Origin of the sequence: Colwellia sp. 5_MG-2023 (genome assembly GCF_030547795.1) — a bacterium.
In the GTDB taxonomy this organism is placed as follows: domain Bacteria; phylum Pseudomonadota; class Gammaproteobacteria; order Enterobacterales; family Alteromonadaceae; genus Colwellia.
Genome location: NZ_JAUOPW010000002.1, coordinates 181,438 through 202,857 on the forward strand (window position 1 = coordinate 181,438; position 21,420 = coordinate 202,857).

Sequence of the window (21,420 nt, forward strand, 5' to 3'; positions counted from 1 at the left end):
CTTACACTATTAAAATAAAAATGTTAATCAACATCAATAATAATTAGCTTAACGTTTTTTGATTGAAAATAGTCTATATATTGAGAAGGAATCTTATTGTCCGTGATGAGTATATCAATTGAATCAAGCGAATCGATGATATATAATCCACTTCTCCCGAACTTAGAAGAATCGGTAACAACAATAACTTCTTTTGAAATATTACACATTAAACGATTTAATGTTGCTTCATGTTCAAAATGTGTCGTGAAACCTGAAGATATTTCCACACCATCCACACCTAAAATCACTTTATCAAAGCGAAGATTATTAAGGCTCGCTTCTGCTTGACGTCCATAAAACGATAATGACTTTTGTCTTAACGTTCCACCAGTCATTAGCACTTCTGAGTTTTGTAAATGAGAAAGCTCAGTGGCTATATTTAAACCATTAGTCATTACAACTAGATTTTCATGGTTCTGCAATAACTTGGCTATTTCTTCGGTAGTGGTGCCGGAATCAAGTATTATTAACTCATCATTATTTATTAACTGTACAGCGGCTTCGGCCAACTTTTCTTTAATGTGAGAGTTTTTGCAATGCTTTTCTTTTACTGATAATTCTTTAGTTATCTTACTAATTGCAACAGCGCCGCCTCGAGATCTAATTAATAATCGTCTTTTACTGAGGTCATTTAAGTCAGTTCTTATCGTAACAGTCGAAACATCAAACTCACTAGCCAATTGTGCTACGTCGACACGGCTTAACTCATTTACTTTATCAATAATTTTCTGGCGTCTTTCAATAGTATTAAGCATATTTAAGTTACTATATTTTTTATTTAATAGTTAGTATTTTAACAGTAATCGAGTAACGCATCAACGAAAGATAATGAAGACCTTATTTTAATCAAAATTTCTATTTTAACCATATAAATCAAGTATTTCTTCTTACATATGCCTTCAATACCCTTCAGTAACAATTAAAGACATGCTAAAAAACAATAAATCAAAGATAATTTTTTATAATAATAACAGGTGGTTATACAATTAACCTTGTCACTTTTATTAGTTGTAAGTTTTACATTAATGGTAAATTTTTCATATTACCACTCCCGCCCTTTACCTTTCATTTGTTTTCGATTAGTATATTTTATCTTAAATAAATTAATATCAACCATTTTTGGAAAGTATATGAAACTTATGGCAACATCTCGTATTTTTATAATATCTGTCTTTATATTATTTACTCTAACCGTGAATGCTCAAGCGGATAGTAGTGACCATATTTTTGAAAAACTCAATAATGGTCTCGCCAAAACACCTCCAATGGGGTGGAGCAGCTGGAATCAATTTGGCGTAGAGATAAATGAACAATTGATTATCGAAACTATCGATGCAATGGTAAACAATGGTATGAAAGACGCCGGCTATATTTACGTTAATTTAGATGATGGTTGGCAACAAGATAAGGGGAACCGTAAGAATAAACCCTTAGATTTTGATAAAGAGAAATTCCCTAGAGGGATAAAATATTTAGCCGATTACGCTCATGAAAACGGAATGAAGTTAGGAATTTATTCTGGTCCTGGACAAACCACATGTGCAGGCTACTCAGGTAGTGAAGGGTATGAAAAACAAGATGCCGACATGTTCGCATCATGGGGTGTAGACCACCTAAAATATGATAGCTGCTGCTCTCATAAAGACGCAAGTAAAGAAGAACTAAAAGAAGCTTTTTACAAAATGTCTAAACCCTTGATTGAAAACCCTAAAGATATCGTATTACATGCTTGTCATTGTGGTTGGCAAAATATTTGGCAATGGGCTGGTGATATAGGTGCAAACCATTGGAGAATTGGCCAAGACATTTCGGATGACTTCGACTACCCAGAGAATAGAGAGGGTTATTATTTTGATGTGCTAGATATGTTAGATAGAGGCCAAGGGTTAGAAGGATACAATAAGCCAGGTCAATGGAATGATTTTGATATGTTAATTGTAGGTCTTAACGGTGAAAGTAAAGAGCTTGTTGGCGCAGGTGCCTCTAACGTTGAATATCGTGCCCACTTCAGTTTATGGTCAATCTTATCTACCCCTCTTTTAACTGGGACCGATGTACGTGATCTTGATACTTATACGTTAAAAACACTGACTAACCGGGAAGTAATAGCCTTAAATCAAGATCCATTGGGTAAACAAGCAAAAACGGTTAAAAAAGAAGGGAAAATTCATATATTAGCCAAACCAATGGCAGATGGAAGTTGGGCTATAGCTATGCTGAACAGAGGCAGTGAAACAGAAAATATTTCTATTAACTGGAAACAAGAACTTGGTCTAGATTGGAAAGAAGTCCATGTTAGAGATCTTTGGAAACACAAAGATATGGGCAATTTTCCAGAAAGTTACACTGACGAAGTTATTTCTCACGAAGCCATAGTGTTGAGAATTTATCCAACTAAATAAGTATTATTTAACGATTAAACCATGCGAAAAATCGCATGGTTCTTTCAATGAATATTATAGTACAAGTGTTTAAATACAATTGAGCCTCTTCCATAAAAAATATATACCGCAAAATTATAGTTAACAATAACCAAGCGTAACAACACCAAATATTGTTGATTTCATTTACTTTGAGAGTTTTATGAAAGCTAAAAATTACAGTAAAAAAAAATATACTAATATAATTCATTTTTTTACGATTTTTTATTTATTGCTACTCCTTAATGCTTGTGGTGACTCCTCTTCAGGTGATGCAAACACTCACATTGATAATACAGAGCTTTCATTTCGCTCTATACCATTACAATCATCCATCGATCGAGTACAACCGATGACAGGGATCGTGTATTGGGCTGATAATTTAACAACATTAGACGACTTAGGAGATAACGTGCAGCTTGAATATGCTTATGTTATTTACGCCGATGTTGTTAATGAAAAAGGTATGTATGATTGGACAAGCATTGATAGTTTGTTAACAAATATAGAGCAAAGGGGTCATCAAGCCATATTACGCTTTCGTTATACTTACCCTGGAAAAACACAAAGCTCAGTACCTAAATATATAGAAACAACACCTGATTATAATTCAACAATAGCACTAGTAGAAGGACGCAACACATACTTACCTGATTGGAGCTTTAAAGGGCTAGAGGAGTTTACATTAGATTTTTTTAGTGCCTTTGCTAAGCAATACGACAACGATCCTAGAATTGCTTTCTTACAAGTAGGATTTGGCTCTTATGCTGAATATCATTTATATGATGGTCCTGTAAATCTAGGTCAAAATTTTCCCTCAAAAGCATTTCAAACTGACTTTTTGAAGCATTTACATCAAGAGTTCAAGCAACTGCTTTGGTCATTTTCTATTGATGCTGCTGACCATAATTACACGCCTATAGCTGCAGCCCCTGATTTACAGGCACTTAATTTTGGCCTATTTGACGATTCATTTATGCATAAAATGCATTCTACTAGTGATGATGAATATAACCGTGCGAATTGGTTATTCTTTGGCGAAAATAGATATAAAACAAATCCTGCAGGTGGAGAATTTAGCTACTATTCTGACTATGACCAAATGAACGTGTTAAATCCAAATCAAGGCTCTTATGGAAAAAGCTTCGAGTACTTCGCTAGCCTGTACCATATTAGTTATATTATAGGTAATAACCAGTCTTCGTATCAAACACCTAGCCGTATCAAAGATGCAGCAATGGCCACAGGGTATAAATTCAAAGTTGAGGCATTCGCCTCGTCTAGTGTAGCCAGCAAAGTCGTTATCAAAAATATAGGTATAGCACCTATATATTATGATGCTTATGCCACTGTAAACGGTGTTCGTTCAAGTGCATCTCTTAAAGGATTATTACCTAACGAAAGCAAAGTTTTTGATGTTGCTATCGGCGGTGATAACCCTATTTTGACCATTGAAAGTGATCGTTTAGTTCCAGGTCAAATTATTCAATTCGACGCTAACTTATAGAGAGTTAATAAAGTACACATCACAAAATAAAATACACATGAAGTACCGATGAAAAGCTCTATATAACGTGACTATTTTGCTACATTTCAATTGACCTTGTATATCAATGTAGCCACCTTTCTTTGCGTAATAAAAGATCATGTAAGAATCAACTCAACAATATAATCACCTAATTTTTAAAGGTAAAAAAATGAAAAGCAGAACAAATTTAGAAAGCTGGAAAAAATTGGTTGCTCATGCAAAAGACATGAAAGATCAACATATGAATGACTTGTTTGCTAAAAATCCCAGTCGTTTCAATGAATTTTCTATAAAATTAACCCCTTTTATACTCGACTACTCTAAAAACATCATAACAACAGAGACTATGTCTTTATTAACACTGTTAGCTGATGATTGTGAAGTACAACAATGGCGTGAGAAAATGTTTAATGGTACTGCCATTAACAAAACAGAAGAGCGCGCGGTATTGCATACGGCATTACGTGGCTCGGTAACTAAAAATACCGATACCTTTGAAAAAAACATTACGTCGAATGTAACAAAATCGCTCGAAAAAATAAAAAAATTTAGTGATAAAGTGCGCAAGGGTGAATGGTTAGGTTATTCAGGAAAGCGCATCACTGATGTTGTAAACATTGGTGTTGGTGGCTCAAATTTAGGTCCACAAATGGTCACAGAAGCTCTTAAGGGCTATAGTGATAACAGTGTTAATACACATTATGTTTCTAACGTTGACGGTACACAAATCGCAAATATTTTAAAACCGTTAAACCCTGAGCAAGTACTTTTTATTGTTTCTAGTAAAACCTTTACCACAACTGAAACCATTACTAATGCTCAAACCGCGATGAAGTGGTTGGTAGCATCATCGTTTGACTCTAGCGCTGTAGAGAAACACTTTATAGCGGTGTCTTCTAACAAGGTAAATGCCATTGAATTTGGTATTCTCGAAGAAAATATTTTTGATATGTGGGATTGGGTTGGTGGTAGATTTTCCTTATGGTCTGCTATCGGATTACCTATTGCTATTGATTTAGGTTTTGAAAAGTTCACCGAGTTACTTGCTGGCGCTCATGAACTAGATGAGCACTTCTATCATGCGCCATTAAAAGAAAATGCACCAGTATTACTCGCTTTATTAAGTATTTGGAACTGCACTTTCTTAGGCGCTCAATCACAAGCTATTTTACCTTACGATCAAAATCTACATATGTTTTCAGCTTATATGCAACAAGCTGAAATGGAAAGTAATGGTAAATCAGTTTCTTGGGATGGTGATAAAATTGACTACCCTACCGTACCAACCATTTGGGGTGAACTAGGAATTAATGGACAGCATGCTTTTTATCAATACTTGCATCAAAGTAATAATGTTGTGCCTGCTGACTTTATAGGCTCTATCGAAAGTGTAACACCTGTTGATGGTCACCATGAAACATTAATGGCTAACTTTTTTGCACAAACCCAAGCATTAATGAAAGGGGTTGATGAAGCTCAAGTACGAGAAGACCTGAAAGCGAAAGGTAGAACACAAGAATATATTAATAAAGTAGCACCCCATAAAGTGCACCAAGGTAACCGCCCTACTAATTCTATTTTAATGAAACAATTATCACCTAAAACACTCGGTAGCTTAATTGCACTCTATGAACATAAGATTTTTGTACAGGGCATTATCCTTAAAATATGTTCATTTGATCAATGGGGTGTTGAGTTAGGAAAAGGTTTAGCAAATAAAATACAACTTGAGCTACAAAAGAGTGAAGTAAATACAAATCATGATAGCTCAACTCAAGGGTTAATAGAATATTATATGACCGAGCGAAAGATTTAGGCCAGTGTATGATTTAAACTAGTATAGACAGTGCTACATATTTTCAATTTTACTATGTAGCACTTTCGATATTATCCGTTAGGTTAATTTATGTTAACCAATAACATTTAACTTTATAACGTCGATAACTTTTCTGCATATAGAGCCGCACCAATAACTGGACTGCATAATGGCTCGTAAACTTTATAATGATTTGGCAAGCGCTCTAAAGCTTTAACAAAAGGGTCTAATACAAACTTCCCAGCATTAAAGATACCGCCAGAGTATGACACTTTGATAATATCTTCGTCTTTAAATGCTAATGATTTTGTTGTGCCTTCTACTATGTCAGCTAATTCATTAGCGGCTTCTGCCAAAATTGCAATGGCATGCTGATCGCCTTCTGAGGCTGCTTGATAGACTAACGCCGAAACAGCAGCTATTTTACTACGCTCAGAATTCCAATGACAAAGAACAAGCGCCGTTATATCTAAATCATAATCAAAATCCAAAGTAGATTTTAAAATATCATACAAAGGACCTTTACTTAACCGACCATCACTCATTTTTGTAAATACTTGTAAACCTTTACGCCCCACCCAATAAGCAGAGCCTTCATCGCTAAAAACTTCCCCCCAGCCACCACAACGAGCAGTTTTCGTTTGGTTTACACCATAAGCGATAGAGCCAGTACCTGCGACAATATTAATACCGTCAGCACAGTCAAAGGCTGCAGCCCAACCATTGACCATATCATTATCACATTGATACTTTTCTGCACTCATAAAACTTGAAGGCAAAGCATCTATTTGGTTAATTAATTCGCTATCTTCGCCGTATGCCGGTAAACCGAAAAAAGCAAAAATAATATCGTCAATTGATCCTGAGACTTGTTCAAGTAATGCTAAAACACCTGACTGAAGAATCGATTGCGCACCTTCCAAACCGACTTCAACATGATAACAGGTTCCGAGTTCATGGGTCGCTACTACATTACGCTGCTGATCCAATAACACAAATGCAGTTTTGGTTCCGCCACCGTCAACCCCTAAGTAATACACAATATATCTCCTCTTATATTATTCATATCTTTTAAACTTATGAATATCTACATACTAAAAAATGCTCATTACTACGATATAAAATAGTAGGGACATTTAATACATGTCAAAAAATTATAAACTTGAATACAACAACCATATATTGCATTCATTTAACATTCGTTAATCCTGAAAAATTCATGTCTAAATGATGGGCTATAACCTACTCATATAGTGATAAGAACTGTATTTAAAGAATTAAGCACTAGTCTTTCGTGAAGTAACGGAGTAATCCCCCGATAAAATATTTAGATGGATGCTTTCGAAATATAAACAGGAGTATGAAACAACTAAATTTAAAAGTAAATCACTTTAGGCTTTCATTATCTTTCAATAGATGATATCCAAGTATAAAAGTTCATATTAATCTTATATCAACCTGCACAAAAACCTTCAGTAACTTTCTTTTTGTTGACAGCGCTTTCAATATCCTTCAGTATGATATTATTCTTTAGTAACAGCGACAATAAAGCCAACAATATTAGCAGTACATCCCATGCATTAAGCTAATATATGACTTTATTCTCTTCTTATACTAAAAACCTTTTTTCAGTCATGTTGCTGTAGCCCATTTATTGCCTATATAACATAAAGATAAAACCTAATAACGAATAAAGTACTAAATTTATATCAAGAGATTATTATGAAAAAATACTTAGTAGCAATTTCCGTTATCACACAGGCTCTTGCTGCCTGTTCAACCCCTAATAGTAATTTAAATAATCAGTATTACACCATGGTTGATTACTATGCAGTAAAAAAAATTGATGCGCATGTACATGCAAATAACTCATCTACTGCATTTATTATGCAAGCAAAAAATGACAATATGAAATTGCTTTCTATTAATGTTGACTACCAAGATTTTCCGAATATTGATAAGCAAGCAGATATTGCCCACCAATTTGCGAAAGAACATCCAAATAATTTCTACTTTGCAACGACTTTCTCTATGGAAGGGTCTAACAATGGACAGTGGAAAAATAATGTTATTAAGCGTATAGATGCCGAAATTGGAGAAGGTGCGGTTGCTGTCAAGGTTTGGAAAAATATTGGGATGGCAGAAAAAGACAATAAACAAAACCTCATCATGATTGATGATCCTCTTTTTACGCCTATTTTTAAACATTTAACAGATATTCATATACCACTTATTGGTCATCAAGGTGAACCAAAAAACTGTTGGCTTCCTGTTAGTCAAATGACGGTAAATAATGATAAACAATATTTTACTGCTCATCCACAATATCATATGTATCTTCACCCTGAGATGCCTAGCTATGAAGACCAAATGCAAGCACGTAACAATATGCTTAACAATCATCCTACACTGCAATTTATGGGCGCTCATTTAGCTAGTTTAGAGTGGAGTGTCGACCAAATCTCAATATTTTTAGATACTTATCCCGATGCCGTGGTTGATTTAGCCGCAAGAATGGGACAAATTCAATATCAATCTACACTGGATAGAAGTAAAGTACGTAATTTCTTTATTAAATATCAAAACCGTATTTTATATGCCACAGATTTAACCCATTCTCCAACAGTAAGTGATGCCCAGTTCAAATCACAAGCACATAAAAAATGGCTCGAAGATTGGCAATATTTAACTAGTAACCAAACTATTTCCGTACCAGAAGTCGACGGTGAAATCATAAGTTTAGCGTTACCGAAAAATGTCATTGATAATTTATATGCTAAAAATGCTATTCGATTTTTCAATCTAGCTCCAAAAACATAATAACATTCAACATACATAATATTTTAGAGGTTAAAAATGAAAAAAAATTATGCTTACAGCTTACTCATTTTTGCAATTAGTCTTTGCTCTCTTGTTAGCTGCGCAAAGCAGTCTAGCACCCCAAATACAGAAGAAGATATTGTATACTCAGTAAAAACTAAAGATATTACAATTTCATTTAATAACCAGTTACACAGTAAAGTTTCAGGAAACATAAAAGGAAACATGATGTCATTAGGCGATATGCAGCCTAGTGAATATGTAGTAACTCTTGAGAATAAAATCATTTCTGATTTTAATTTTATTGAGAAAAGCGTCCAAAAAGTCAACAATGAATTAGGCGCTGGAACACAAATAACATTAAATGGTTTATCAAGTGAAGGGCTTATAAAGAAAACAATTGTGAGCATATATGAACGTTACCCTACCATGGTATTTTTTGATGTTAGTTATACAAATACAAGTGAAAACAGCATTAAAATTACCAAATGGGTTAATAACCATTACTCACTATTAGCCCCTAAAACGAAAAGCACAACACAGCCTGATTTTTGGTCATATCAGGGTGCTTCCTATGCAGATCGACGCGATTGGATAACCGCGATAAACCCAGGGTATAGCCAACAAAACTATATGGGCATGAATTCATCAGATTATGGTGGAGGTACAGCTGTTGTAGATTTATGGCGACAAGATATTGGTATTGCAGTCGGTCACGCTGAGACATCACCAAAATTAGTTTCCTTACCGCTTAGTTATAAACAAGAAAAGCGCGGAGCAACTATTCATATAGAATTAGAAAAAGGTAATGAATTAAAAATAGGCGAAACGCTCAAGACCATTCAAACATTTGTCAATATACATAATAAAGATTATTACGCAACGCTTAAAAATTATCGTAAGGTTATGGCGGATAAAGGCTTAAAAATGGCTGATGTACCAGACTCTGCTTATGATCCTGTTTGGTGTGCTTGGGGGTATGAACGTAACTTTAATGTTGATGAAGTACTCGGTACCTTAAAAAAAGCAAAAAACATGGGATTAGAATGGGCTGTACTTGATGATGGGTGGCAAACAGCCGAAGGCGATTGGTACTTAGACCGTAAAAAATTCCCAAATGGCGATAAAGACATGCAAAGCTTCGTTAAGAAAATTAATGATGCTGGACTTAAAGCTAAATTATGGTGGGCGCCTTTAGCAGTTGATCCAGGCACAGATTTGTTGCATGAACATTCAGATATGTTACTACTCGATAAAAACGGTGCTGTACAAGACATTACGTGGTGGAATAGTTTTTACCTTTGTCCAGCTTATGAAGGAACGATTGAACACAGTAAACAACTTGTTAGAAAAATGTTAGGCGAATGGGGCTACGAAGGTTTAAAAATTGATGGTCAGCATTTAAATGGTGTTGCTCCTTGCTATAACCCTGCACATAATCATGCATATCCAGAAGAATCAGTAGAAAAGTTAGGCGAATATTGGGAAGAAATATTTAAAACAGCTAAAGAGATAAACCCTGAAGCAGTTATTGAAATTTGCCCTTGTGGTACCTCCTATGCTTTCCATAACTTACCCTATATGAACCAAACAGTTAGTTCAGATCCTCTTACTTCTTGGCAAGTACGTCATAAAGGTAAAACTTTAAAAGGGTTAATGGGTGATTCTGCACCATACTATGGTGATCATGTTGAACTAAGTGATAATGCTAATGATTTTGCATCTTCTGTTGGTATAGGCGCAATTGTTGGCACTAAGTTTACTATGCCTGGTTCAAAAGGTGCTGGTGCAGCATATGCACTTGATGACGAAACAGAAAAAACATGGACAAAATGGATAACGGTATACAAAGAGAAAATGCTACCTAAGGGTGTTTACCTAGGTGAATTATATGATATTGGGTTTGATATACCTGAAACCCATGCCATTAGAAAAGGAGCCAATATGTATTACGCATTCTATTATGATGACTGGCAAGGTGAACTTGAATTACGTGGCTTAACGCCTGGTAAGTATCAAATAAAAGACTATATAAATAATGTAGTATTAGGAACAGTTGACGCATCATCAGCTACATTAACGACTAAATTTAAAGGCTATTTACTCATAGAGTTATCGCCTGTAGTGAGTAAATAACAGATGAAACTACTGATATGTATGCTACTTTACTTAATATCGTCATTTTGTATAGCCGAATCATTAGCGGTTAATGATGCTGCCCCTGCATTTACCCTGCCCTTATTAGAAGGTAAAGAAAAGGTCACCTTGTCTGACTATAAGGGCAGAGTAGTATATATTGATTTTTGGGCGTCATGGTGCATTCCATGCCGCCGATCATTTCCTTTTCTAAATAAATTGCAAGCACAGTATGCAGATAAAGGTTTTGAAGTTATAGCCATTAACCTTGAGCAAACCCCTGAGGATGCAAAAAAGTTTTTAGCTCAATTTCCGGTTTCATACCCGGTTTTAAAAGGCGACAATAGTAATATTGGTCAAATCTATAACATATTCGCTATGCCCACAGGTTATTTAATAGGTAAAAAAGGCAATGTTCGGGTCAAAAATTTAGGTTTTGATAAAGCCCAAGAGAACTACCTTGAAGCAATGGTTGATAAACTTGTTTCTGAATTTTGAATCCGATCATTTGGGTAAAACAATTGAAGTTTTACACTAGTTCAGGAAATATAAATAAGTTGGATTAAAGACAGAGACGTTAAACTCATTTAGCTTAACCAATATGACTATGCCAAGATTAGCAAGGACTATCGGAACTCCCTTGCTAATCACAATAGTAACCTGTCAAACCAATCAACCTTGTACCTAAGCCAATTAAAGCTATTACACAGCAAAAATGAACGACTTACTAATTACTAAGCAATTGCTATGCTTCATCACATTATTGTGTGGTTATACTCTCAAGTAATATAAAACCAAGTAACCTAAATCACGCTCAACAACGATTAAAAGCTGGATGGTACTTTAGTGGAGTAGAAAACGATGTGATTTTAACCAACGCTTAAATGTTAATAATTAATGCTTAATACCGTCCAATATTTTTCCCCAGAAGGCGTTCTCACAACCGCTTCATCATCTATTTCTTTTTTTAATAAAGCCCGTGCCATTGGTGAATCAATAGAAATATAATCATTACGACCAAAAATTTCATCAGGGCCAACTATTTTAAACTTAAGCTGCTCACCCTCTTCATTTTCCAGTTCAACCCATGCACCAAAAAAAACTTTTCCTGCTTGCTGTGCATTGTAATCAATGACTTTAATATCTTCGAGTCGCTTGGTTAAATATCGAACTCGACGATCAATCTCTCTTAGGCGCTTTTTATTATATTGATAGTCCGCATTTTCTGATCGGTCACCTAAGCTCGCCGCCCAAGAAACTTTTCTGGTTGTTTCAGGGCGCTCCACCTTCCAAAGGTGTGTTAATTCTTTTTGCAGTAGTTCAAAACCTTCACGGGTAATTAAATTTGTTTTCACGTTGGACTAACCTTGTAATTTACTTATCAGCTACTCATTAGCACTTAGCAGATACCTAGCATTGACAACGATTTATCAATCATTGAATAAGACATTATTTTATCTCAATTATTACTATTGGTATTATTCTAGCTAAGAGGATTCAATGCTATCATAGCATCGAATTTACCTTGCTAAAATAATAGTGAGAATAACACGCTAAACCCAACACCTAATCATGGAGCCTTCAATGAATAAAAGTATTATCACCAATTTTATTGCCTTAATAAGTACTTTATTAGGTTTATATCTCGGTAATCATATTTTATATACCGTTGGATTATTTGCTCTATCTGGCGCCATAACTAACTGGCTTGCTATACATATGCTTTTTGAAAAAGTGCCATTATTGTATGGTTCTGGGGTAATTCCCGCACGTTTCGAAGATTTTAAACTCGCTATCCGCCAATTAATGATGGAGCAGTTTTTCACTAAGGAAAATATCGACCGTTTTTTATCAAACGGCTCTGGAGCGGCTACCAGTATAGACTTAACAAACGTTATTGAAAAAATCGACTTAACTCCTGCTTTTAACAACTTAGTTGCCGTAATAGAAAATTCATCATTCGCGCCTATGTTAGCCATGGTTGGCGGTAGCGAAGCACTTCAACCAATGAAAACGCCTTTTATAGAGAAGATGAAAGTATCAATTCAAGAAATTAGCCAAAGTGAACAATTTACTACGTTACTGCGTGAAGAATTAGAACAGCCTGACATGATTGAAAACCTACAAGCTAAAGTCAGCGATATAATTGAAAAACGTCTTAATGAATTAACCCCTCAGTTAGTGAAAGAAATCATTCAAGCGATGATAAAAAAACACCTAGGCTGGTTGGTCGTTTGGGGTGGTATTTTCGGTGGTATCATTGGTTTAATTGCAGCACTAACTACTAATTTTTAAGCCTTATAAAAGATCTATCATCTAAAGTTAAAAAATAGTCTTAAACATTAAACAAAAACCCTTAATTTTGCTGTGATTTTGAGCTATGCTGCTTTTTCTATTTCTGGGGTTTGCATAATCAAATTCAGCCCCGTACTTATAAGGTAAATTTCAGTCATGTTTGCTAGCTTAAAAACTTCTCCTGCCGATCCTATTTTAGGTCTATTAGCTAAATATCGCGAAGACACCAATCCTCAAAAAATTGATTTGGGTGTTGGTGTTTATAAAAATGAAGCCGGTGAAACCACTGTGCTTAATTGCGTGAAAAAAGCAGAGCAACATCGTACTGATACCGAAACCAGTAAAGTTTACTTAGGCCCAACAGGCTCAACACTTTTCAATGATGAAATGAGTAAGCTTATTTTTGGCGAAGATCATAAAGTATTAAATGAACACCGTGCTCGCACTGTTTCTACTCCCGGAGGAACAGGTGCATTGCGTGTCGCTGCTGAGTTTATTAAGTCATGTAAAGCCGGTGCGACTATTTGGGTAAGTAATCCTACATGGGCAAACCATACTGGGTTATTTGAAGCGGCTGGTTTAACGGTAAAAACCTACCCTTATTACGATTACGACAATAAAACACTAGATTTTGATGGTATGTTAACTGCCCTTAAGCAAGTTTCAGCAGATGATGCCGTGTTACTACATGCCTGTTGTCATAATCCAAGTGGTATGGACTTAAACAACGAACAATGGCAACAAGTGGCTGAGGTAGCAAAATCGGTAGGTTTTACACCCGTTATCGATATGGCATACCAAGGATTTGGGCAAGGCTTAGACGAAGACGCTTACGGCTTGCGTTTAATGGCAGCATCAGTAAACGAAATGGTAGTTTGTAGCTCTTGTTCAAAGAATTTTGGTTTATATCGTGAGCGTATTGGCGCTTGTACTGTTATCGGTGAATCAAGTGTACAAGCAGACATTGCCTACTCTGTTGTGTTAAGTGTGGTGCGTGTGATTTATTCTATGCCTCCAGCTCACGGTGCGGCATTGGTTGAAACTATTTTAACTTCTGATGAACTACGCAATGAATGGTATGTTGAATTAGCAGAAATGCGTAATCGCATAAATGGTAACCGCCAACTTATTGTTGATAAACTCATTGAAAATGGCGTGACTCGTGATTTTAGCTTTATTACTAAACAAGCTGGTATGTTTTCTTTCTTAGGAATAACACCAGCGCAAGTTCAACAATTACAAGATGAATACAGCATTTATATGGTTGGCTCTAGCCGCATGAGTATCGCAGGTATTGCTAAAAGTAATATTGACTACTTAGCACAATCAATTGCTAAGGTATTATAAGTAAACCGATAAATTATTATTTATCATCAAGGCTAGGTTTTTTTTATTCTAATAGAGTAAAATAGAGCTTAGCCTTTTTCATTTAAGGCATATTAAGTCTTGAATGTACTTTTTCATTTAACTTTTCAGTTAACTTCTATCTCATAAAACAAAGGAAAACATTGTGACGGCTTCTGGTAACTTATTCATTCTTTCAGCTCCAAGTGGTGCAGGTAAATCGAGCTTAATTAAAGCACTACTTGAACAAGGCAAAGAAACACCATCAAGACCCATGCAAGTTTCTGTTTCCCACACAACTCGGGCACCTCGCCCTGGTGAAAACGATGGTGAGCATTATCATTTTGTTTCTGTAGAAAACTTTAAAACTCAAATTAAACAAAATGCTTTCTATGAATATGCAGAAGTGTTTGGTAATTATTATGGCACTTCAGAAGCCGCTATTGATGCTCAACTTGCTCAAGGTATTGATGTATTTCTCGATATTGACTGGCAAGGTGCACAACAAGTACGAATGAAAAAGCCATCAGTCACCACCATATTTATTAGCCCGCCATCTCGACAAGAATTAGAAAAACGCTTACGTGGCCGCGGTCAAGATAGTGAAGAGATAATAGCGAGTCGTATGGCTCAAGCTCAACAAGAGTGCTCACATTTTCAAGAATTTGATTACATTGTAATTAATGATGACTTTCAGCAAGCATTAGCTGATCTCACCACTATCGTAAATAATCAACGCCTCAAGTGCAGCCAACAAATGGTTCAACATAAAACACTACTTGATGAATTAGTAGGTGAATAACTGGAAATTTTCTATCTCAGCACGGCTTTTGCTTGCTAAATGACCTCGTACTGCGTAAAATGCAGCGCTATTTTATGAATTTTAAGTTGGAGTGACCACATGGCTCGCGTAACTGTTGAAGATGCCGTAGAAAAAGTCGGTAATCGTTTTGATTTGGTGTTAGTTGCATCACGTCGTGCTCGTCAAATTGCAACTGGCGGTAAAACACCTTTGGTTGATATTGAAAATGACAAACCAACGGTATTAGCTTTGCGTGAAATCGAAGCGGGTTTAATCACCACTGATGTAATGGATTCCTCAGATCGCCAACAACAGATTCAGCAAGATACTGCTGAGTTAGATGCTGTTGCTGCAATTGTGGGTAGTCAAACACAAGAATTAGGTTAAAAATAAAACTTATTTAGTTTATTTTTGATCCACTTGAAAGCGCGTAATCTATTCTTTAATAGTTACGCGTTTTTTATTGCTTTGCATTTGCCTTAAAGCCACGTATTCTAATAAATCAAGTTGTTTTAACATTAATTTGGAGTGATAGGTGTATCTATTTGAACCATTAAAAGAATTAAGCTCAACCTATCTATCAAAAGTACAAGTTGATCTGCTTAAACATGCCTACATAGTGGCAAGAGAAGCACACGATGGGCAAATGCGCTCTAGCGGTGATCCTTATATTACTCACCCAGTTGCAGTCGCGCTAAATTTAGCCCATATGCATTTAGATCATGAAACCTTAATGGCAGCACTACTTCATGATGTAATTGAAGATACCAACGTTACTAAAGATGAGTTAGCCGAGCTATTTGGCCACACAGTGGCAGAGCTAGTTGAAGGTGTTAGTAAACTAGACAAATTAAAATTTGATAATAAAGAAGAAATGCAAGCGGAAAACTTTCGCAAAATGGTACTCGCCATGGTGCAAGATATTCGCGTTATCTTAATCAAATTAGCGGATCGAACACACAACATGCGTACATTAGGCTCACTAAGACCTGATAAACGCCGTCGTATCGCCCGAGAAACACTTGAAATATATGCCCCAATAGCCAATCGCCTTGGTATTCACGATATAAAAAATGAGTTAGAACTTTTAGGCTTCCAAGCACTTTATCCAATGCGTTCAAGAGCACTAAAATCGGCCGTAAAAAGTGCCCGTGGTAATCGAAAAGCAATTATTGATAATATACAAGAAGAAGCTGCTGGTCGCTTAAAAGAAAGTAATATATCCGCACAAATTTTAGGGCGTGAAAAGCACTTATATTCTATCTATCGTAAAATGTTGAACAAGGAACTAATGTTCAATGAAGTGATGGATATATACGCTTTCCGCGTTATTGTAGACGACAGCATTGACGACTGTTATCGCGCTTTAGGCGCTATGCATAACTTATTCAAACCGATAGAAGGCCGTTTTAAAGATTATATCGCTATCCCTAAAACAAATGGTTATCGTTCGCTGCACACCTCACTGATAGGCCCACATGGTATTCCAGTAGAAGTGCAGATTCGTACCAAAGATATGGATCAAATGGCAGACAAAGGGGTAGCTGCACACTGGTTATACAAAGAAGGAAGCGATCAATCAGACACTACTGCACAAATGAAAGCTCGTCGTTGGATGCAGAGTTTATTAGAACTTCAGCAAAGCGCCGGTAGCTCGTTTGAATTTATTGAGAATGTTAAATCAGATCTTTTCCCAGAAGAAATTTATGTATTCACCCCAGAAGGCCGTATTATCGAACTTCCAATGGGTGCTACAGCCGTTGATTTTGCCTACGCAGTTCATACTGATATAGGTAACTCTTGTGTCGGGGTTAAAGTCGACCGTAAACCTTACCCTATGAGTCAACCTTTAGATTCGGGCCAAACAATTGAAGTTATCACTTCCGCCGCCGCAAGACCAAATGCCACCTGGCTCAATTTTGTGGTTACTGCCAAAGCAAGATTACAAATCAGAACTTACCTTCGTAGCAGAGAACAAACTGAATCGAAAACATTAGGTAGCCGCTTATTAAGCCATGCCTTGGGTAAAGTGAAACTTGAAGATATTAGTAAAGAGAAAATTGCCGAAGTTGTTAAACAAAGTGGCAATAAATCCTTTGATGAGTTACTCACTAATATAGGCTTAGGTAATGCATTAAGTATTGGTATTGCTAGACGCTTAACAGATGAATTCACTGAAGACAGCGAACTCCCTCCTGTAACACACAAAGCCAAAATGCCAATAAAAGGCACCGAAGGTATGTTAGTTAGCTATGGTAAGTGTTGCCGTCCAATTCCTGGCGACGTTATTCTCGCTTACCTTAGCCCTGGTAAAGGTTTAATGGTACATCAACAAGGTTGTCGTAATATTAAAGGGCACGAGCCAGGTGCTTTATTTCCAGTGAAGTGGGATAAAGATATAGACAAAGAGTTTATCGCTAAACTAAGAATTGAAATAATTAATCACCAAGGTTCATTAGCAATGCTAACCACGGTTATTGCTAAATGTGGCTCAAATATCAATAGCTTGAATTCAGGTGAGAAAGAAGCTGGGTTATATGTAATGGATCTAGAAATCACCTGTCGTGATAGAATCCATTTAGCCGATATTATTCGTAAAATAAAAGTAATGGTGCACGTACAACGCGTCATTCGAAATAAATAAATATAAGCAAAGGAAATATAATGAAAAGCATCATTTCAACAACTCAAGCACCTAGTGCTATTGGTACTTACAGCCAAGCAGTAAAAGTCAACAATACCGTTTATTTATCAGGACAAATCCCACTTATCCCTGAAACCATGGAAGTTATAGAAGGTGGCTTTAGCGAACAAACCGAGCAAGTATTTAAAAACCTGTCAGCAGTATGCGAAGCAGCAGGCGGCTCTATTAATGACATGGTAAAAGTAAATATTTTTATGACCGACCTAAGTAACTTTGCGACGGTTAATGAAATTATGGCAACATATTTTCAAAAGCCTTACCCAGCACGTGCGGCTATTCAAATTTCAAAACTACCAAAAGATGTCGAGATTGAAATCGATGGGATTATGGAATTACCTAGCTTAAGCTAAGATATTATTTATTAATCAAAATTTAGCCTAACCGACAAAATATCGTCCGTTTAGAATTACCACTTTATTATTTGAAAAACTATGACTCCAGAAAGACTTCAACGTATTAATACCATGCTAGATAAACGCCAACCAGACCTTACTGTTTGTATGGAAGGTGTGCATAAAACCCATAATCTAGCAGCTGTTGTGCGTACTTGTGACGCCGTTGGCGTAAGCGATGTACATGCTGTATGGAAAAGTGAAGAAGCAGAAGTCCGTGGTGGTAGCGCCGCTGGTAGTCAAAACTGGATTGATGTCCATAATTATCATCAAACCGCAGAAGCTATTGCCGCTTTAAAAGCACAAGGTATGCAAGTGCTAGTTACTAATTTGTCTGATACTGCCGTTGATTACCGTGAAGTTGATTATACTAAACCAACTGCAATTATTTTAGGGCAAGAAAAATTTGGCGCATCACAAGCTGCGCTTGATTTAGCTGATCAGGATATTGTCATTCCAATGGTTGGCATGGTGCAATCTTTAAACGTTTCTGTTGCTTGTTCAGTTGTCTTATATGAAGCCCAACGTCAAAGACAAATGGCTGGCATGTATGATACACCTCGGTTGAGTAATGAAAGACGTCAACGTACATTGTTTGAAGGTGGGCACCCAATTTTTGCTGAAGCTTGTCAACGCAAAGGCTTACCTTATCCTGAAATAGATATTGAAGGACAAATTATTGCTGACGACGACTGGTGGCAAAAAATGCAAATGAACAAAAAAGCTTGGCAACATATTGATGACTAAACACTAGAAACTGTCACTATAATGGAAGCACTTACTCAATTATCACAAGTAGCCCTATCTACTCTTAAAGGTGTAGGGCCAAGTATGGCAGCTAAACTTGAAAAACTCGGTTTGCTGTCAGTGCAAGATCTATTATTTCATTTGCCACTGCGTTATGAAGATCGCACAAGAATAAGCACTATTCGAGATTGCTTACCTGGTACACATACCAACATTATTGGTGACATCACTGATAGCCAAATCACGCACGGCAAACGTCGTATGTTAGTGGTAACCTTAAACGATGGCACAAGTGATATTCAACTTTGTTTTTTCAGTTTTTCTGCCAGTCTAAAAAACAGCCTTAGTATAGGTCGAACCATTCGCTGCTATGGTGAAATAAAACGAGGGCCACGCGGTTATCAAATAGTACATCCTGAATACAAATCACTTGATGACGATAGAGCGCTAACCCCAGCAGAGGAAACCTTAACACCGGTTTACCCTACAACTGACGGTTTAAAACAGATATCACTTCGTAATTTAACCGATCAGGCACTTATTCGCTTACAACGTGGGCAAGTAGAAGAGTTATTACCAACAACATTGTTTGACGAAAAGTATTCTCTCGCACAAGCACTCGCCATTATTCATCGTCCACCGCCAGAAGCTTCTACTAGCGAACTTGAAAACGGTAAACATCCGGCACAGGTTAGGTTAATTAAAGAAGAATTACTCGCTCATAATTTGAGTATGTTAAAGCTAAGACAAAACAGTGACGTTCATCAAGCAATTGCTATTAAAGATAATAAAAAAATAGCGCAAGCATTCTTAAAAACCCTGCCTTTTTCACCGACTAATGCCCAATCACGGGTAGTAAACGAAATAAAAAATGATTTAGCCAAAGCACAGCCTATGATGCGGTTAGTACAAGGTGATGTTGGCTCAGGCAAAACGCTTGTTGCAGCGTTAGCTGCACTCGATGCAATCAAACAAGGCTACCAGGTTGCTTTAATGGCACCTACAGAGATTTTAGCCGAGCAACACGCCATTAACTTTGCTAATTGGTTTAACCCCTTAGATGTCTCTGTCGGTTGGTTAGCAGGAAAAACCAAAGCTAAAGCAAGACGCTTAGCATTAGAAAAAATTGCCAGTGGTGAAATGCAAATGGTGATTGGCACCCACGCCCTTTTTCAAGCCGAGGTGATTTTTAATAAACTAGTACTGATTATTATCGATGAACAACACAAATTTGGCGTGCATCAACGCTTATCCTTACGAGAAAAAGGCGTATTTGATAACAACTACCCTCATCAACTTATCATGACAGCCACGCCTATTCCTAGAACCTTAGCCATGACTGCTTATGCTGATTTAGATACCTCAGTTATTGATGAATTACCCCCTGGTCGTACTCCTATCAATACCGTTGCTCTACCCGACACACGGCGAGATAATGTAATTGAACGTATACGCGAAGGTTGTGTTAACGATAATCGCCAAGCTTATTGGGTATGTACACTAATTGAAGAATCGGAAGTTTTACAATGCCAAGCAGCCGAAGATACTGCTATTCATTTACAAGAACAATTACCTGAATTAAAAGTAGGCTTAGTTCATGGCCGAATGAAAGCCGATGAAAAACAAGCAGTGATGGATGACTTTAAAGCAGGTAAAAGCCACCTCCTTATCGCAACAACCGTCATTGAAGTTGGCGTAGATGTACCAAACGCTAGCTTAATGGTGATAGAAAACCCTGAACGTTTAGGTTTAGCACAACTACACCAACTAAGAGGGCGTGTAGGGCGTGGCTCTGTCGCTTCTCACTGTGTATTACTCTATAAAGCCCCTCTTTCTAAAACAGCGACCAAACGTTTAGCCGTACTAAGAGAGAGTAATGATGGTTTTGTTATTGCTGAAAAAGATTTAGAAATTAGAGGGCCCGGAGAATTACTTGGTACACGTCAAACAGGCTTAGCTGAATTGAGAATTGCTGATTTAATACGTGATGGCTACCTGATTCCTGACATTAAACAAAAAGCTTACTTGTTATCACGCCAAAATCCTGAGTGTGCTCAAGCACTTATCCAACGTTGGCTTGGTAATAAAGAGCGTTATTCAAACGCCTAAAAATACCTACTTATCGCCATTTTAATCAATTTATTTCCCACTCTAAGTGCTGCTAAGAGAGCCCGCCACACATAATTGAAAAAGACTTCACCTTAACTTCAACGTTAGCTTAAGACTTAGTGCTTAGAAAGGTTGCTTTAAAACACAAAAAATGCCAACCTATTAATAGATTGGCATTTTCTCAATAACTAGTTGTTCTAATTATTCAATAAATAACGATATAGTTGGTAATTTTAACAAGTAGAAATAATCACATGATAAAAAC

Annotated in this window: 17 protein-coding genes; 14 read left to right on the forward strand and 3 right to left on the reverse strand. The window is 36.6% G+C overall.

Annotated elements, in window-relative coordinates:
- Positions 1-23: 23 nt before the first annotated feature.
- Positions 24-797, reverse strand: coding sequence for a transcriptional repressor AgaR (agaR, locus tag Q4496_RS02355; RefSeq protein ID WP_215971771.1), 774 nt, complete (start codon positions 795-797; stop codon positions 24-26).
- 375 nt (positions 798-1,172) lie between these two features.
- Here agaR and Q4496_RS02360 point away from each other — a divergent pair, with 375 nt between their 5' ends.
- From Q4496_RS02360 to pgi, 3 genes are all read left to right on the forward strand, one after another.
- A complete protein-coding gene (locus Q4496_RS02360) occupies positions 1,173-2,444 on the forward strand; it encodes a glycoside hydrolase family 27 protein (RefSeq protein ID WP_215971770.1) in 1,272 nt (423 codons plus the stop codon).
- Between the two features lie 181 nt (positions 2,445-2,625).
- Complete coding sequence (locus Q4496_RS02365) at positions 2,626-3,969, forward strand: hypothetical protein (protein WP_303609873.1); 1,344 nt, start codon at positions 2,626-2,628, stop codon at positions 3,967-3,969.
- A 190-nt stretch (positions 3,970-4,159) separates the two neighbouring features.
- Complete coding sequence (gene pgi, locus Q4496_RS02370; RefSeq protein WP_215971768.1) at positions 4,160-5,806, forward strand: glucose-6-phosphate isomerase; 1,647 nt, start codon at positions 4,160-4,162, stop codon at positions 5,804-5,806.
- 113 nt (positions 5,807-5,919) lie between these two features.
- Here the strand turns inward: pgi and Q4496_RS02375 are convergent, their stop codons facing one another.
- Entirely contained in the window at positions 5,920-6,846 is a 927-nt protein-coding gene (locus tag Q4496_RS02375) for an N-acetylglucosamine kinase (RefSeq protein WP_215971767.1), read from the reverse strand.
- 682 nt (positions 6,847-7,528) lie between these two features.
- Here Q4496_RS02375 and Q4496_RS02380 point away from each other — a divergent pair.
- Genes Q4496_RS02380 through Q4496_RS02390 form a run of 3 tightly spaced genes read left to right on the forward strand, consistent with a single transcriptional unit; the run spans position 7,529 to position 11,260 of the window.
- A complete protein-coding gene (locus Q4496_RS02380) occupies positions 7,529-8,626 on the forward strand; it encodes an amidohydrolase family protein (RefSeq protein ID WP_215971766.1) in 1,098 nt (365 codons plus the stop codon).
- A gap of 36 nt (positions 8,627-8,662) precedes the next feature.
- Positions 8,663-10,762 carry a glycoside hydrolase family 36 protein gene (locus tag Q4496_RS02385; RefSeq protein WP_215971765.1) on the forward strand — a complete coding sequence of 700 codons (2,100 nt, stop codon included), beginning with the start codon at positions 8,663-8,665 and terminating at the stop codon, positions 10,760-10,762.
- A 3-nt stretch (positions 10,763-10,765) separates the two neighbouring features.
- Positions 10,766-11,260, forward strand: coding sequence for a TlpA disulfide reductase family protein (locus Q4496_RS02390; RefSeq protein ID WP_215971764.1), 495 nt, complete (start codon positions 10,766-10,768; stop codon positions 11,258-11,260).
- A 389-nt stretch (positions 11,261-11,649) separates the two neighbouring features.
- Here Q4496_RS02390 and greB read toward each other — a convergent pair whose 3' ends face one another.
- Positions 11,650-12,117 carry a transcription elongation factor GreB gene (gene greB, locus Q4496_RS02395; protein ID WP_215971763.1) on the reverse strand — a complete coding sequence of 156 codons (468 nt, stop codon included), beginning with the start codon at positions 12,115-12,117 and terminating at the stop codon, positions 11,650-11,652.
- A 229-nt stretch (positions 12,118-12,346) separates the two neighbouring features.
- Here greB and Q4496_RS02400 point away from each other — a divergent pair, with 229 nt between their 5' ends.
- The 8 genes from Q4496_RS02400 to recG all read left to right on the forward strand — a co-directional run bounded on the left by Q4496_RS02400 (position 12,347) and on the right by recG (position 21,155).
- The gene (locus Q4496_RS02400; protein WP_215971762.1) at positions 12,347-13,057 is read left to right on the forward strand and encodes a DUF445 family protein; all 711 of its coding nucleotides are present in this window, start codon (positions 12,347-12,349) and stop codon (positions 13,055-13,057) included.
- 156 nt (positions 13,058-13,213) lie between these two features.
- Positions 13,214-14,404, forward strand: coding sequence for an amino acid aminotransferase (locus Q4496_RS02405; protein WP_215971761.1), 1,191 nt, complete (start codon positions 13,214-13,216; stop codon positions 14,402-14,404).
- Positions 14,405-14,567: 163 nt separating this feature from the next.
- Complete coding sequence (gmk, locus tag Q4496_RS02410) at positions 14,568-15,203, forward strand: guanylate kinase (protein WP_215971760.1); 636 nt, start codon at positions 14,568-14,570, stop codon at positions 15,201-15,203.
- A gap of 99 nt (positions 15,204-15,302) precedes the next feature.
- The gene (gene rpoZ, locus Q4496_RS02415) at positions 15,303-15,590 is read left to right on the forward strand and encodes a DNA-directed RNA polymerase subunit omega (protein WP_159822193.1); all 288 of its coding nucleotides are present in this window, start codon (positions 15,303-15,305) and stop codon (positions 15,588-15,590) included.
- Positions 15,591-15,738: 148 nt separating this feature from the next.
- The gene (gene spoT / locus Q4496_RS02420) at positions 15,739-17,847 is read left to right on the forward strand and encodes a bifunctional GTP diphosphokinase/guanosine-3',5'-bis pyrophosphate 3'-pyrophosphohydrolase (RefSeq protein ID WP_215971759.1); all 2,109 of its coding nucleotides are present in this window, start codon (positions 15,739-15,741) and stop codon (positions 17,845-17,847) included.
- 17 nt (positions 17,848-17,864) lie between these two features.
- Complete coding sequence (locus Q4496_RS02425) at positions 17,865-18,257, forward strand: RidA family protein (RefSeq protein WP_215971899.1); 393 nt, start codon at positions 17,865-17,867, stop codon at positions 18,255-18,257.
- Positions 18,258-18,338: 81 nt separating this feature from the next.
- Entirely contained in the window at positions 18,339-19,046 is a 708-nt protein-coding gene (trmH, locus tag Q4496_RS02430) for a tRNA (guanosine(18)-2'-O)-methyltransferase TrmH (protein ID WP_215971758.1), read from the forward strand.
- Between the two features lie 21 nt (positions 19,047-19,067).
- On the forward strand, positions 19,068-21,155 hold the full coding sequence (recG, locus tag Q4496_RS02435) for an ATP-dependent DNA helicase RecG (protein WP_215971757.1): 2,088 nt from the start codon (positions 19,068-19,070) through the stop codon (positions 21,153-21,155).
- Positions 21,156-21,420: the final 265 nt, after the last annotated feature.